This window comes from Streptomyces sp. TG1A-60 (assembly GCF_037201975.1).
Taxonomy (GTDB): domain Bacteria; phylum Actinomycetota; class Actinomycetes; order Streptomycetales; family Streptomycetaceae; genus Streptomyces.
This window is the reverse complement of sequence record NZ_CP147520.1, coordinates 3,720,104-3,734,197: the sequence shown is the minus strand read 5'-3', so window position 1 is coordinate 3,734,197 and position 14,094 is coordinate 3,720,104. Positions and strand designations below refer to the sequence as shown.

The following is a 14,094-nucleotide window of genomic DNA, read 5'->3' as shown; positions in this document are numbered from 1 at the left end:
CGTACCCGGCATCCACCGCGAGAAGGGCCCGCACTCCGAGGACGGAGTGCGGGCCCTTCTCGCACCGTGTGCGGTGCACAGCCCCGGGCAGCTGACGAGGTGTCAGCCACCGGGGGTGAGCGCCGGTCGCGTTCGTCGGAGGCATGAAAACGCCCGGTCGCTGGCGACGGGGGATGCACCAGCGACCGGGCTATGGCCAAGGCTAACAAGGCTGCCGGTGGGACGGGAGCCGACTGCTCCACTGCTTTGACGAGTTGTGATCGGGATCACGCGCATGTCATCGGTCGCCCACGCTTGTCAGGTGGCTCCTGGCCTGCTCAAACGTTTGTCAGGCGCCCTCGCGCGGCGGCTCATACGGCGGCCGGGGCAGGTACTGGTCCCACGTCTCCCGGGTGAGCGCACCGCGTGTCGTCGCGCAGATGTGCCGTACGGCGTCGTCCACGTCCAGATTCCACAGCCGTACGGTGTCCGCGCCGCCGGGCACCCCGAGCAGGTGGCTCTCGGGCCCCCGTCGGCGCGTGACCTGTGTGCCCTCGCCCAGCCGGGCCAGCCGGGCCAGCCGGGCCAGCCGGATCGGCCGCAGTGACAGCAGCAGCGGGGCCGTACGGGCCGCCGGGCGCCGTTCGCGGCGGCGCCCAATGGGCAGCACTTGGATGGCGATGGGGTGCTCCGCTGCCACGTAGAGGGAGCTGGAGAAGTTCTACGAGGAGTGGCGCCCCTGAGCCGGCCGTCGGGGCGCCTTGTGCTCCGGCAAGGAAACTGTTCGGCACGATACTGGCTGGTTCCGTTGACGTGCTCTGACTGAAAACCTATCTTCTGGTCGAAGCGCCGCACGATGTTCGAAATTCCGAACCAGATTTCGGAAGCCGGTGGCCGCCAGAGGGGACAGCCCGTGTACCGAACCCGTGACTGGTTCACGCTGGGGCCAGTTCTTGCGACGCTGCTCGCTCTGCTCCTCACGCAGCCCGCCACCGCGGGGTCTCCGGTCGCTGCCACGGTCCGGCGAAAGCTCCGGCTTCTCGGCCGTTGACCGGTGCGACGCGGCGTTCGGCGTCGCACGCCGACAGGTCCTGTCCCACCGGCACCGCGAGCCTCCCCCCCTCGAATCCACTTTCACCCGATCGTGGCACCCAGAAAGACAGGAGATGTACATGCCCGCGGTTCTCTCCCGGCTGGCGGCGATGTTGGTCGCCGCCTGCCTCCTCTTCACGGCGCAAGTGCTCGCCGCACCTCAGCGGGCAGCCGCCGCCGACCCGGGTTACCTGATGGCGCACTTCATCGGGGAGGGGTCGACCAATCAGCAGATCTACTTCTCGCACAGCGCGGACGGCCTGAACTGGACCGATCTCAACGGCGGCGGGATGACCCTGCGTTCCACCGTGGGCACGCGCGGGGTGCGCGACCCCGCACTGGTCCGCTCACCCGACGGCAGCCGGTACTGGATCATCGCCACCGACCTGTGCATAGGCTGCGGGCAGTCGTGGGGGGACTCCCAGTCCAACGGCAGCCGCAACTTCGTGGTGTGGGAGTCGACCGACCTGGTGACCTGGTCCGCACCGCGGCTGCTGAACGTGGCGGGCGCGATCCCCGACGGGCGCAACGCGTGGGCACCGGAGGCGATCTGGAACCCGGAGACCAACGACTACGTCCTGTACTGGGCGACGAACGCGACCCTCAACGGCGTGCTGAAGCACCGCATCTACTACGCCCGCACCACCGACTTCCGCACCATCACCACCCCGCAGCTCTACATCGACCGCCCCGGCACGCAGGGCATCATCGACACCCAGATCGTCGAAGTGCCTGCCGGTGTGGGGAACTTCCGCTATGTGCGGTCCTCCGGTGACGGCCAGATCACGATCGAGGGCAGCAACTCCATCCTCGGCACCTGGACCAACCTGGGCAACCTCTCCGGTATCGGCCTGACCGGTGCGCAGGTCGAGGGCCCGATGTGGCTGAAGTTCAGGGACCGCAACGAGTGGACCCTCTACCTCGACCAGTACGCCTCCGGCCGCGGTTACATGCCCGTCCTGACGACCAACCCGTCCGCCACCTCCACCTACCGGCTTCCGGCGTCGGGAAGCTACAACCTGGGCGGCACCAAGAAGCGCCACGGCTCGATCCTGAACCTGACGGCCACCGAGGAAGCCCGCGTGCAGGCGCGCTGGCCCAGCACCGCCCCCAAGCGGCTGCAGTCGTTCAACTTCCAGGACCGCTACGTCCGGCACACCAACTTCGACGTGCGTATCGACCAGAACATCACCGGTCCCGACGCCCAGTTCCGCCAGCGGCCCGGCCTGGCCGGCTCCGGCACCGTCTCCTTCGAGTCGGTGAACTTCCCCGGCTACTTCCTGCGGCACTCCGGCTTCGACTTCCAGCTGGCCTACAACGACGGCACCGGCGGGTTCGCCGCGGACGCCACGTTCCGGCAGGTCGCCGGGCTCGCCGACTCGTCCTGGTCGTCGTTCCAGTCGTACAACTACCCCGACCGCTACATCCGCCACTACGCCTACCGGTTGAAGCTCGAACCGATCACCAACGCGACGGGGCGTGCTGACGCCACCTTCCGCGCGACGAGCTGACCGGACGGGATGCCGCCACCCGCCCCCTGGCGGGGAAGGTGTCGGCATCCCACCCGCCGAACACGTCCCGGTGGTCCCGCTCGACACACGACCCCGCCGCCCCGGCCAGTGCGCTCGGGCCGATCCTCGCCGAGCACGACTGCCCCGCCCTTTCAGCGGACGACGCGCGTGCGCCCGGTCGCGTCGGAGCCTGCCGGGCGGGTGGCGCGCCCCCGTCCGGCCTCTCACCCGTCCCGGCGGCCCGTAGCCCAGCCGCCCGCGGCCGTGATACCCCATCGGGAGCAAAGAGCAGACTCTCAGGACTCATCCGAAGATCGGTGTTCCCGGTCGCCCTGACCGCACTCTTCGCCGGTGTGGCCGTACCCGCGCAGACGGCCGTGGCGGCGGAAGCCGACTCCGCCTACGGCAATCGCGGTCGGCCGGTGCCTTCTGCCAGGTCGGCCGGGGCGCTTTCTGCTAGTTCTGTGACAGGGGAGGCGGGCACTGGCCCGCGGCACCGGAGCGGCGCTGTCAGGAGGGGGCGTACGTGAGCCCGACACCACCAAGCGCGATCATCGCCACCGAGCAGAAGGCCGTCGACCGCGCATACGACTGCCGGTTGACCACCGCCCCCGGCACTCACGGCATCAGCCTCTACAAGGTGGCCGGGCCCACCCCCGTGGAACCCGGCCACCCGCCCGGGGATGCGACATGGCCCCAGGGCGTCGAAGACACCTGATCGGAGCAGAGGAACACTCTGGTGTGAGCAGGTGTCTTCAGACCGTACACCGTGGTTGCGGGCGATCGTCAACTAGAGTGGGCTCCAAGTACCGGGTTCCGCGCTCACCACACACCAGAGTGGATGCAGTGGCGATCATGACAAGGACGTACCGGACGTGACAGACGACGAGCCGCGCACCTTCGCTCAGTTGCTGGACTACCTGTTCAAAGAGGTCCACCCGGAGGGGCGCGGGCCATACACGTACGCCGAGGTCGCCGAGGGCATCAGGGAGGCTTCGGGAGGCGAGGGCAAGGGGCTCACCGCGAGCGCGATCCAGCAACTGCGCACCGGCGCCAAGAAGAACCCCACAAGGCACACCATCAAGGCTCTCGCCGACTTCTTCGGCGTACCCGCCGGCTACTTCGTCGACGAGGAGGCCGCCCACCGCACCCGAGCGGAGATCGCCGTCCTCGCCGCCATGCGGGACCGGAACGTCCGCACCGTCGCCCTGCGTGCCAACGGCCTGAGCACGGAGACCCTTCAGATGGTGACGGCGGTGATCGAACAGGCCCGGATCCTGGAAGGCCTCCCGGGCGAAACCGCTCCGAACACCCTCAAACTGGACGACTAGCGGACTCGGTATCCGGTCAGCGGCACTCTCCATCCGGTTGTCGTCGGCCGGCATCCCGGTTGGCAACCCGGTCGGTATCCGGTTGGTATCCGGCCATTCAGTCGGAGGACAGGCCAGAGGGCAGAGATCTTCTTGGAGGGGTCCGGCCGTTCGCCTAAGCTTTCGAGTGATTCGGTACCGGGGATTCCGGATCGCACTCCGGCCGTACGGGGTCACGCCTTCGGACGAGGCCACGCCATCAGACGGGGTCACGCCATTGGGGGGCCAGACCCGACAACGTCAGGACCGGACATGGACCTTGAGCGGCTTCGCCGCGAGTGCGAGAAGCGCGTGGCCGCGCTTCGTCTCCCCCACCGCTTCAACACCCGGGACCTCTGTGACGCCGTGGCGGAGAAGCGCGGCCGTCCGATCATCCTCAGGCCCCTGAACACACTCGGCGCGATCGACGCGCCGTGCGGAATCCGCCTGGAGACGCCCGACGCCGACCTCCTCTTCTACGAGGAGGGCGCGTCCCCTCTGCACCAGAACCACATACTCGCGCACGAGGTCAGCCACATCATCTGCGACCACCCCGGCACCCTGGAGCTGGACGCCGACGCCTTCCACGCCATCGGCTTCAACCCCACCCTCGTCCAGCGCATGAACGGACGCACGAGCTACTCCACGGACGACGAACGCGAGGCCGAGACGATGGCCACCGTCATCCGGCAGCACATCTACCGCGGACGTGAACTACCCCCCAGCGAGCCGGAGAAGGGCGCCGAGCGCTGGGAGGCCCTGTTCGCCGAACCCACGAGGAAGGGCCGTCGGCACCGATGATCGACCTGTTGTTCTCCGGCGTGGCCGTCGTGCTTCTCCTGGCCGCCGGCTACTGGGTTCGCGGGCGAGGCGGTCACCGGCCGACCGGCACCTGGGCCGTGGCCGCGCTGCTGGTGTCGTTCGCGCTCGCCTTCGGTTCGTACGTGTCGTACGTGGAGAGTGCCGTCGAAAGCGTCGTCCCCCATGTCGGTCGGCTGCTCAGCAACTCGTTCACGCTGGCCGCCGCGACCGCCGTCCTGGCGTTCATGCTCCAGCTCAACCTGGAGCCCGACGAGGCCCGCCGGAGCATCCGTCTGCGTGTGCTCTTCCTCGGTATCTCCGTCGCCGGCATGACGGTCCTGTTCGCCGCCGGACAGCTGAACGACCAGTCGCCCCAGCTGTACGCGCTCTACGTGCTGATCTACATCACGTATCTGGGTGTCACCGCGAAGGACTTCTGCAAGCAGACCTGGAGACAGTCCCACCACTCACGGCGCAGGAGCCAGCGTGTCGGACTGCGCGTCACCGCCGTCGGCTGCCTCTTCGCACTGTTGTATGCCGCGTACAAGGTCTTCGGCCTGGTGTCCATCGGGCTCGAACTGAACCTCCTCCCGCACGGCGTCCGGTGCTCGACGCCCGTCAGTCCCGTCCGCTGCGTGTTCAGCGTGACAGCGCCGGCCCTGGCCGTACTCCTCATCACGCTCGGGCTCACGCTCCCGGCGGTCGTGTGGCCGTTCAGCCAGTTCCTGCGCCGTCGATGGGAGGCGCGGTCGTTCGCCGCGCTGGCCCCCCTGTGGAAGGACATCGCCGACGCGGCACCCGAAGTCGTCCTGGCCTCGGCCGAGTTCCACGAGGAGCAGCACGGGGACGACTCCGACTTCTTCCTCCACCGCCGTGTCATCGAGATCAACGACGGCGGGCTCGCCCTTCACCCCCACCGTTCCCCGCGCGTGCGGGAGAACGCCGAGCGGGCCGTCGCCGCTCGTGGCCTGACCGGCACCCCGGACGGAGACGCGATCGTGGAGGCCGCGATCCTGCGAGCCGCCGTGAACGCGAAGAAGGCCGGAAGCGCACCGCAGGCGGAGGCCGCGCCACCGGCCCCCGGGACCGCCTCCCGGGCGGGCGACCTCCGCGCCGAGACCGAGTGGCTGCTCCTCGTCGCCCACGCCTACGCACAGGGCGAGGACGCGCACCCCGTCACCGACGAACCGGCACCCTCACCCTCCGGAACGGACCCGCAAGCGTGACCGACCCGTTGCAGGACCCGAGTTTCTTCGCCGACCCCTACCCGACCTACGCCCGGCTGCGCGACGCGGCGCCGGTGCGGAAGGTGCCCACCGGTTCGGGAGGGCGCCACAGCTACCTCGTCACGGGCTACGCGGAGGCCAGGGAGGCGTTCACCGACCCCCGGCTGTCGAAGGACACCGGGCGGTTCTTCGCCGGCCGCCCGTCGCAGCGCGACCTCCATCCGGCCGTCTCCCGGAACATGCTGGCCACCGACCCCCCGCAGCACGCACGGCTGCGGGCTCTGGTGACGAAGGCGTTCACCACCGGGGCCGTCGAGCGCATGCGCCCCTACGTCGCCGGCCTGGTCGACGAACTGCTCGACGCCTGGCCGGACCACGGACCGGTGGACCTCGTCGAGAGCCTCGCGGTACCGCTGCCGGTCACCGTCATCTGCGAGATGCTGGGGGTGCCGGAATCCGACCGCCGGCTGGTGCGTACGTGGTCGAGCGATCTGTTCGCCGCCGGAGACCCCCGGCGCATCGACGCGGCCTCGCATGCCATCGCCGGTTACCTGACCGACCTCGTCGCCGCCAGACGCGCATCGCCCGGCGAGAGTCTGCTCGACGACCTCATCGCCGTACGCGACGGCCAGGACCGGCTGACCGAGGACGAACTCGTCTCGCTCGCCGTGCTCCTGCTCGTGGCCGGCCACGAGACCACCACCAACTTCATCGGCAACGCAGCCCTGGCCCTCCTGCGGCACCCGGAGGCGCTCGCAAGGTTGAGGGCCGAGCCACAGTGCCTCGGGAGCGCGCTGGACGAGTTGCTGCGCTTCGACCCGCCCGTCGGAATCGCCACGTTCCGCTACAGCACCGAAGCGTTCACCCTCGGCGGCACCGTGATCCCCGAGGGCGTCCCGGTCCTCATCGCCCCCGGCGCCGCCAACCGCGACCCCGCCCGCTTCCCCGCCCCCGACCGCCTCGACCTCGACCGCGCCGCCGCCGGCCACCTGGCCTTCGGCCACGGCATCCACCGCTGCCTGGGAGCCCCCTTGGCCCGAGCCGAAGCCGAACTCGCCCTCCGATCGGTCCTCTTACGCTTCCCCGACGCCCGTCTGGCCGTCCCTCCCGAGCAACTCCCCTGGCGCCACACCCGTTTGACGCGCGGCCTGACCTCCCTGCCGCTCATCGTGTGAGCAGTGCTTGTCGCCGGGGCGTATCGATGCCGTTCCGCCGTGGCTTGTGAAGATCCCCCGCAGAGCCGCTGACGGCCCCGCCGACCTCGAATTGTGCTGGACCGAGCATGTACTGGTGAGTAAAGTTCCCGCCCGACTATGGAAATTTCATCATATTCTCACGATGCGGGGGAGTGGAGATGAGGGCGCGTGCGCGTATGCGCGGCGTCGGGGGAACCATCGCGATCGCTTTGAGTTCCATGCTCGCGGTCGGGCTGCCGCCCGGCACCGCGGCAGCGTCTGACGGGGGACGACCGAATCCCACGGCGCACCGAACGCACCGAAGACACAGCCCGGTTCAGCCGGCCCGGAGGGGGTTTCGCTCGCCGGGGAGGAAGCGCGGGCGCGGGCCGAGAAGACCGGGCGGAGTGGAGATCACCTCGCTGCGCGGTGAGCGCCGCGAGGTCTTCGTGACACCGGCGGGGGAGTTGGAGGCGCGGAAGTATCTGCGTCCCGTCCGGGTCCGGGTCGGCGGTGAGTGGAAGCACATCAACACCGACCTCGCGCGGACCCGTGAGGGCACCGTCGCCCCGAAGGTGACCACCGTCGGACTGGAGTTCTCCGGCGGCGGCACCGACGTACCGCTGGTGCGGATGGACAAGGCGGGCCGGGAGCCGGCGCTGTCCTGAGAACGGCAAGCTCGCCGGCTCCACCGCGTACAGGCGACGCGTCGTCGCCGAGCTGTGGGACCACGCGTGTCATCAGACGCTCTTCCAGGACGGACGCGTAGATGGCGGCTCGGGTGGCGGCGGGGTGGCTCGGCGGCCAGATCCCGCGGCGGAAGACGCAGCGGCGACCGCGGAAGAGCACCACGGTCGTGGCGGCGACCACGTCGCCCGTAGCGCCGGGTACGACTTCGCAGGTGAGTGACTCCAGTTCGCTGCCGCGTCGTTCGCAAAGATCCTGGACAGCCCGGCGGGCGGAGTCGTCAGTCACCGCGGTTGTGTATCGAGCTGTCCGCTGAGGCCAGGATGACCTCACCGCCGTCGGTGGGAAGGACGAGGTGGATGCCGTTGACCTTGAGGCCGGCGTCGGCGCTGGCCGAGGGCAGTTCTTCGTTCACGATGAGCCGGCCACTTCCGACGAGCGGGACCTCCGTGTTCGGATCACCCGACACGGTAACCGGAACTCCCGCGATCTTCAGGGGCAGTGTGGTGCTGCCCGTGCCCTTGCCGCACTCGCTGCTGGATGTCGCGGTGAGCCCGGACACCTCGATGAGCGGCACACCAGGCAGCCCGATGCCTGCCTGCGCAACGGTCGAGGTCGCAGTGACCTTGCCGGGGACGAGCGTCGTGGTGACCTCGGGGCACAGCTTCTGCACGGCCAGCAGGGGCGAGGTGCACTCGGCCGAGCATGGGATGTCGGTCGTGCTCGCGTCCGCCGTGCGAACGGTTCCGGTGCCAGGCTGCGGATCGATCTCCAGCAGCGGGACGCCGACGCATACGCACCGCACACCGAGGTGCCGTCCGGTGCCGAAGGCCCTTTACCGAGGGGCGTCAGGTGGGCGATGCTGACCCGGCGTCGGAGGGTTGATCGACACGGTAGGGGCCGGTCGGTTGGGAGGGGGAGGCCGCCGTGGTGCGCATAGAACTGCTTGGACCGATTCAGGTGTACGCCGACGATGTGACGCCGGTCGAGGTGGGTGGCGTCCGGCTGCGGATGCTCCTCGCCAGGCTGGCCCTCGAAGAGGGCCGGACGGTGTCCGTCGCCTCGCTCGTCGACGGCCTGTGGGGAGAGGATCCGCCCGCCGACGCGGTCAACGCGCTGCAGGCGCTGGTGTCTCGGCTGCGCAGGGCGCTGCGCGGGTCCGCGGCGGTGGAGTCCGCCTCCGGCGGCTACCGGCTCTCGGTGCGGCCCGAAGACGTGGACGTTCACCGCTTCGAGGATCTGACCGCTCGGGGCAGGCGGGAACTTGCAGCCGGGCGGGCCGGCGAGGCGGCCTCGCTGCTCGGAACGGCGCTCGGGCTGTGGCGCGGCGCGGCGCTCGCTGATGTCCTCGACGCCCCGTTCGCCGGGCCCGTCGCGACCCGGTTCGACGATCTGCGGACCGCGGCGGCCGAGGACCGCTGCGATGCCGAGCTGCGGCTCGGACGGTACGGAGAGGTGCTGGCCGACCTCGAAGCAGCCGGTTCCGAGAGGCCGTTGAGCGAGCGGGTCGCCGGGCTGCGGATGCGGGCGCTGTCCGCGGCCGGACGGCAGTCCGACGCCCTCGCGGTGTACGAGGCGATACGGGAGCGGCTCGACGACGAACTCGGCGTCGTTCCATCGGCCGAGCTGCAGGATATCCATCTGGCCCTGCTGCGAGGTGAGTTGGAGACGCCAGTCGAGCGGGCCGAGGCCGCCGCGAGCCGCCTCCCGGCCAGACTGACCAGCTTCGTCGGTCGTGACGATGAACTGAGGAGGCTCGGGGGGCAGTTGGTTCACAGCAGGCTCGTCACCATCGTCGGCCCCGGTGGCGCGGGCAAGACCCGACTCTCCTTCGAAGCGGCCACCCGGGACCGCGCGCACGCGCGCGGCCGGGTCTGGTTCGTGCCGCTCGCCGGTTTGAGCGCCCCCGACCAGCTGGCCGACGCGGTACTCGGCGCCCTCGGCTCCACCGACGGCCGCCTCTACGACGCCGGCCAGGGGCAGCGGGCCACCCCGGTCGAGCGCATGGCCGGGCTCTTCGGCAGCGGGGATGCCCTGCTCCTGCTCGACAACTGCGAGCACCTCGTCGAGGAGGCCGCGGACCTTGCCGCCGAACTCCTCGAGCAGCTGCCGGAGTTACGGATCCTCGCCACAAGCCGCGAGGCCCTCGCCATCACCGGCGAGTCCCTGTGTCACCTCGGCCCCCTCGACGTACCGATGGGATCACCGGAGCCCGCCGAGGCCGCGCAGTCGCCCGCCGTCCGCCTCTTCGTCGACCGGGCCGTCCGAGTCCGGCCGGACTTCACGCTCGATGACATGAACCTCGATGCCGTGGTCGAGGTCTGCCGACGGCTCGACGGGATGCCGCTCGCCCTCGAACTGGCCGCGGCGAAGCTCCGCTCGATGAGCGTCGAGCAGATCGCGCGTCGCCTCGACGACCGCTTCCGCCTCCTCGCCTCGGGCAGCCGCACCGCCCTGCCCCGCCAGCGCACCCTGCTCGCGCTCGTCGAGTGGAGCTGGGACCTGATCGACGAACCCGAGCGGATCCTCGCCCGCAGACTGTCGGTGTTCCCGGGCGGCGCGACCGTCTCCGCACTTGAAGCGGTCTGCGCGGACCGATCGCTTCCGGCCGCCGACATCCCGTACCTCCTGGACGCCCTGGTCGAGAAATCGCTGGTCGACCCCGTCGACGAAGGGGCGGGCCGGCCGCGCTACCGGATGCTTGAGACGGTACGCGCGTACGCGGCGAGGCAGTTCGCCGACGCCGAGTCCGGGGACGCCGTCACCAAGCGCTATGCCGCGTACTTCCTGGCCCTCGCGGAAGAATACGAACCCCGCCTCCGTACCAGCGAACAGCTGCGTGCGATCGAGGTCTTCGACGCCGAACACGACAACCTCGTCCTCGCGCTGCGCTCGGCCGTCGACGCCCGGGACGGGAAGCTGGCCGCACGCTTCGCCAAGGCGATGTTCTGGTATTGGGGGATCGGGGGATGAGCACCCAGCTCGACACATATCTCGCGGAGGTCGGCGGGCGGCATTCCGTACAGGCACGGGAATCCGTACGGGCAGGGGACGGCGAACGTCCCGCCGCCGAGGCCGCGTCGGCGACGGCGCGTGAGTTCCACCCGGCCGTACTGCTCCTGCGCATGTCCGAAGTCTCCTTATCCGCACGCGCATCAGGATCGGGCGGAACCTCGGACCAGGACCCCCTCGACTCGTCCGACCCCTGGGTGCGGGCCAGCGCCCACCTCGCACGGGACTTCGCTCTCACCGAACAGGGCGACCTGGTGACCGGCGCCGAGTCCCGGATCGAGGCCCTGCGCGGCTTCGAGGAGGTGGGCGACCGCTGGGGGCTCGTGATGAGCCTGCTCCCGATCGGCCGCGACCACTCCCTGCGCGGCGAGTACCCCCGGGCCATCGCCACCTTCGAACGGACCGTGGCACTCAGCTCCGAACTCGGCACCGAGGACTACCTCTACCTCAGCAAGGCCAGGCTCGCCCGCGAACGCCGGCGCAGCGGCGACCTGCCAGGCGCCTTCCGCGATCTGCACGCCGCACACCGGCAGGCCCGCGAACGCGGACAGCTGCGCCTGGAGGCCAACATCCTCGTGGGCCTGGCCAATGTGCACCGCAGGGCCGGTGACCTGGCGCAGTCCGACGCGACCCTCGACCGTCTTGAGGAGCTGAGCGCCCGGCGCCCCTCCCTCAGAGAGCTGGCCCGCGATCTGATCGTCAGCACCCGCATCGAGAATCGTCTCGCCGAGGGGGATGCCGTGCAGGCCAGGGCCCTGCTGCCCGAGGCGGCCGGCGCCCTGTTCGGCCAGGGAGCGGGCGCCGCGCTCGCCTGGGTGGCCGAACTGCTCGGCGGTCTGAGGACATTGGAGGGCGCTCCCGAAGAGGGCGCCAGGTCGCTCGGCATGAGCCAGGTGATGCGCGGTGCCTTCGACTGGGGTGAGCCAGAGTGGTGCGAGCTGGTCGACCGCATCGTGGCGACACTGGGCGAGGAGGGCTTCAAGAAGGCGTTCGAGGAGGGGGCTGCGTACTCCCGTGAGGACGCGCTGCGGTGGCTGGAGGCAGAGACCTTGCGGGCGGTGCCGCGGATCTGACAATGCGCGCGGTCAGCGGACAGCCGGGCGGGGTCCGCACTGTGGGTGCGGACCCCGCCCGGCCGGACTTGTCACCGGAGGATCATCCGGCGTTCTTGCGGTAGGCGCGCATGGCCAGCGGGAAGAAGACCACAATCACGCCGGCCATCCAGGCGAAGGTGCCGGCCAAGGAACCGGCGACCGGGCCGCCGTTGAGCAGGCCGCGGACCGCGTCGGCCACCAGGGAGACGGGGTTGACGTCGGACCAGGCCTGGAGCCAGCCGGCCATGTCGTCCCTCGGGACGAAGACGTTGCTGGCGAAGGTGAGTGGCAGGATAAGGATGGTCATCAGGCCCTGAACAGAGGCGGGGTTCTTGATCAGCATGCCGAGGTACACCGAGATCCAGGAGAAGCTGAGGGCGAAGCCGACGAGCAGGGCGAGCGCGGCGAGCGAGGCGACCGGGCCGGTCTCGACGCGGTAGCCCATGACCAGGGCGAGGACGACCAGGGTGCCCAGACAGACGACATAGCGGACGATGTCGGCAAGGACGGCGCCTATCAGGGGGCTGGAGCGGGCGATCGGCATGCTGCGGAACCGGTCGAAGATTCCGGTACTTGCGTCCGCGCAGAGCGAGGCGCCGATGCCGACGCTGGCCTGGAAGACGGCCATGACCATGACGCCGGGGGTGACGAGCTGCAGGTAGCGGTCGGTGTCGCCGCCGGACATGGCCTCCCCGAAGAGGTAGACGAACATCAGCAGGCTGATGATCGGGGTGAGGATTACGTCGACCAGCTGGATCGGCGACTTCATGAACTTGGTGACGCCGCGGCCGGCAAGGGCGAGGCTGTGCTGGGCGGTCTGCGCGAGGCCGATACGGCTGGGGAGTTCGGCGTGGGCGCTGAGGGACTGGATACTCATGACAAGGTCCTCTCGGGAAAGTCTGCGTGGAACGGGATCTGGGGGCTCAGACGGCGACGGGCAGGTCGTCGGTGACGGCGGGCGCGTGTCCGGTCAGGGCGAGGAAGACCTCGTCCAGGCTCGGCAGCCGCAGGCCGAGTTCGTCGGCGGTGATGCCGGCGCCGTCCAGGCGGCGGGCGACCGCGGCGACGATCAGCGGGTCATCGGCCGGCACGGTGAGTACGCCGGAGTCCTCCTGGGCGGGGGCGTGTCCGGTCAGCTCGGTGAGCATCCCGGCGACCTGCGGCACGTCGGCGGCCACGGTGGGCCGGACCTGGAGGATCTGGCCGCCGACGCGGCGCTTGAGCTCACCGGGTCGGCCTTCGGCGACCTTGCGGCCCTTGTCGAAGACGGTGATGGAGTCGGCGAGTTGGTCGGCCTCCTCCAAATACTGGGTGGTGAGCAGCACCGTGGAGCCGTCGGCGACCAGCTGCCGCACAACATCCCAGACCTCCTGCCGGGCATGCGGGTCCAGGCCGGTGGTGGGCTCGTCCAGGAAGAGCACCTGGGGCCGGCCGACCAAGGAGGCGGCCAGGTCCAGACGCCGGCGCATACCGCCGGAGAAGGTGGCGATCGGCTTGCGGGCCGCCTCGGCGAGGGAGAAGTTCTCCAGGAGCTCGGCTGCCCGCGCCTTCGCATCGCGTCGGGAGAGGCCGAGCAGCCGCCCGATGAGCACCAGGTTCTCGGCGCCGGACAGGGTCTCGTCCACGGAGGCGTACTGACCGGTCAGCCCGATCAGCTGCCGGACCCTGACCGGGGCCTTGACGATGTCGTGGCCGCCGACGGTGGCGTGCCCGCCGTCGGGGCGCATCAGCGTGGCCAGGATGCGCACGGTGGTGGTCTTGCCGGCGCCGTTGGGGCCCAGGACTCCGACGACCTTGCCGGCCGGCACCTCCAGGTCGACGCCGTCCAGGGCGGTGAAGTCGCCGTACTTCTTGACCAGTCCCTCGGCCCGGATCGCGTACGCCATGTTCAACAACTCCTTGTCAGGTCCTCGTCGTTCTCGATGACCATGACGGTGCCGGGCCCGGCTGACAGTCCGCGGACAGCACGCTGACAGCGGTCGTCGACAGCTGTCAGGCGGTATCAGAGGACTCCGGGCCGAATGAACCGGTGGTTGAGCCGGTCGTCGGAATGGCTCCGTCGGCGGATCTCCCCGAATTGCCGGGACGGGGCTGGGCTGGGCCATATGCTGTGCATGGCAGATCGCGCCTGCCCGCTCCGAGTCATGGTGGCCCACGTCCATCGTGGC

Annotated in this window: 13 protein-coding genes; 9 read left to right on the top strand and 4 right to left on the bottom strand. The window is 70.0% G+C overall.

The features are described from left to right. Nucleotides 1-328 precede the first annotated feature (328 nt). The gene (locus WBG99_RS15870; protein WP_338896933.1) at nucleotides 329-679 is read right to left on the bottom strand and encodes a hypothetical protein; all 351 of its coding nucleotides are present in this window, start codon (nucleotides 677-679) and stop codon (nucleotides 329-331) included. 472 nt (nucleotides 680-1,151) lie between these two features. Between WBG99_RS15870 and WBG99_RS15865 the strand changes: the two genes are divergently transcribed. The 7 genes from WBG99_RS15865 to WBG99_RS15835 all read left to right on the top strand — a co-directional run bounded on the left by WBG99_RS15865 (nucleotide 1,152) and on the right by WBG99_RS15835 (nucleotide 7,801). Next, a complete protein-coding gene (locus WBG99_RS15865) occupies nucleotides 1,152-2,582 on the top strand; it encodes a glycoside hydrolase family 43 protein (protein WP_338896932.1) in 1,431 nt (476 codons plus the stop codon). 526 nt (nucleotides 2,583-3,108) lie between these two features. After that, nucleotides 3,109-3,300, top strand: coding sequence for a hypothetical protein (locus WBG99_RS15860; protein ID WP_338896931.1), 192 nt, complete (start codon nucleotides 3,109-3,111; stop codon nucleotides 3,298-3,300). Nucleotides 3,301-3,457: 157 nt separating this feature from the next. Continuing rightward, nucleotides 3,458-3,913, top strand: coding sequence for a helix-turn-helix transcriptional regulator (locus WBG99_RS15855; RefSeq protein ID WP_338896930.1), 456 nt, complete (start codon nucleotides 3,458-3,460; stop codon nucleotides 3,911-3,913). A gap of 291 nt (nucleotides 3,914-4,204) precedes the next feature. Beyond that, nucleotides 4,205-4,732 (top strand): regulator component, encoded by a 528-nt coding sequence (locus WBG99_RS15850; protein WP_338896929.1) that lies wholly within the window; start codon nucleotides 4,205-4,207, stop codon nucleotides 4,730-4,732. Next, entirely contained in the window at nucleotides 4,729-5,958 is a 1,230-nt protein-coding gene (locus tag WBG99_RS15845; protein ID WP_338896928.1) for an MAB_1171c family putative transporter, read from the top strand. Before WBG99_RS15850 ends, WBG99_RS15845 begins: the two co-directional genes overlap by 4 nt. After that, nucleotides 5,955-7,133, top strand: coding sequence for a cytochrome P450 (locus tag WBG99_RS15840; protein WP_338896927.1), 1,179 nt, complete (start codon nucleotides 5,955-5,957; stop codon nucleotides 7,131-7,133). The genes WBG99_RS15845 and WBG99_RS15840 overlap by 4 nt, the downstream gene beginning before the upstream one ends. A gap of 407 nt (nucleotides 7,134-7,540) precedes the next feature. Beyond that, on the top strand, nucleotides 7,541-7,801 hold the full coding sequence (locus WBG99_RS15835) for a hypothetical protein (RefSeq protein ID WP_338896926.1): 261 nt from the start codon (nucleotides 7,541-7,543) through the stop codon (nucleotides 7,799-7,801). A gap of 299 nt (nucleotides 7,802-8,100) precedes the next feature. Here the strand turns inward: WBG99_RS15835 and WBG99_RS15830 are convergent, their stop codons facing one another. After that, complete coding sequence (locus WBG99_RS15830) at nucleotides 8,101-8,625, bottom strand: choice-of-anchor P family protein (RefSeq protein WP_338896925.1); 525 nt, start codon at nucleotides 8,623-8,625, stop codon at nucleotides 8,101-8,103. Between the two features lie 122 nt (nucleotides 8,626-8,747). Between WBG99_RS15830 and WBG99_RS15825 the strand changes: the two genes are divergently transcribed. Both WBG99_RS15825 and WBG99_RS15820 read left to right on the top strand, forming a co-directional pair. After that, nucleotides 8,748-10,793, top strand: a complete 2,046-nt coding sequence (locus WBG99_RS15825) for a BTAD domain-containing putative transcriptional regulator (protein ID WP_338896924.1) — start codon at nucleotides 8,748-8,750, stop codon at nucleotides 10,791-10,793. Continuing rightward, on the top strand, nucleotides 10,790-11,905 hold the full coding sequence (locus WBG99_RS15820) for a hypothetical protein (RefSeq protein ID WP_338896923.1): 1,116 nt from the start codon (nucleotides 10,790-10,792) through the stop codon (nucleotides 11,903-11,905). The genes WBG99_RS15825 and WBG99_RS15820 overlap by 4 nt, the downstream gene beginning before the upstream one ends. Nucleotides 11,906-11,987: 82 nt before the next feature. On the opposite strand, the gene WBG99_RS15815 is transcribed toward WBG99_RS15820, so the two are convergent. Beyond that, nucleotides 11,988-12,803 carry an ABC transporter permease gene (locus WBG99_RS15815; protein WP_338896922.1) on the bottom strand — a complete coding sequence of 272 codons (816 nt, stop codon included), beginning with the start codon at nucleotides 12,801-12,803 and terminating at the stop codon, nucleotides 11,988-11,990. A 46-nt stretch (nucleotides 12,804-12,849) separates the two neighbouring features. Next, nucleotides 12,850-13,812 carry an ATP-binding cassette domain-containing protein gene (locus tag WBG99_RS15810; RefSeq protein ID WP_338896921.1) on the bottom strand — a complete coding sequence of 321 codons (963 nt, stop codon included), beginning with the start codon at nucleotides 13,810-13,812 and terminating at the stop codon, nucleotides 12,850-12,852. Nucleotides 13,813-14,094 lie beyond the last annotated feature (282 nt).

What these genes read in the sequence shown, in the direction of transcription:
- WBG99_RS15865 (WP_338896932.1), top strand. Translation starts at nt 1,152, where the DNA reads ATGCCCGCGGTTCTCTCCCGGCTGGCGGCGATGTTGGTCGCCGCCTGC.
- WBG99_RS15815 (WP_338896922.1), bottom strand. Translation starts at nt 12,803, where the DNA reads ATGAGTATCCAGTCCCTCAGCGCCCACGCCGAACTCCCCAGCCGTATC.
- WBG99_RS15820 (WP_338896923.1), top strand. Translation starts at nt 10,790, where the DNA reads ATGAGCACCCAGCTCGACACATATCTCGCGGAGGTCGGCGGGCGGCAT.
- WBG99_RS15810 (WP_338896921.1), bottom strand. Translation starts at nt 13,812, where the DNA reads ATGGCGTACGCGATCCGGGCCGAGGGACTGGTCAAGAAGTACGGCGAC.
- WBG99_RS15850 (WP_338896929.1), top strand. Translation starts at nt 4,205, where the DNA reads ATGGACCTTGAGCGGCTTCGCCGCGAGTGCGAGAAGCGCGTGGCCGCG.
- WBG99_RS15845 (WP_338896928.1), top strand. Translation starts at nt 4,729, where the DNA reads ATGATCGACCTGTTGTTCTCCGGCGTGGCCGTCGTGCTTCTCCTGGCC.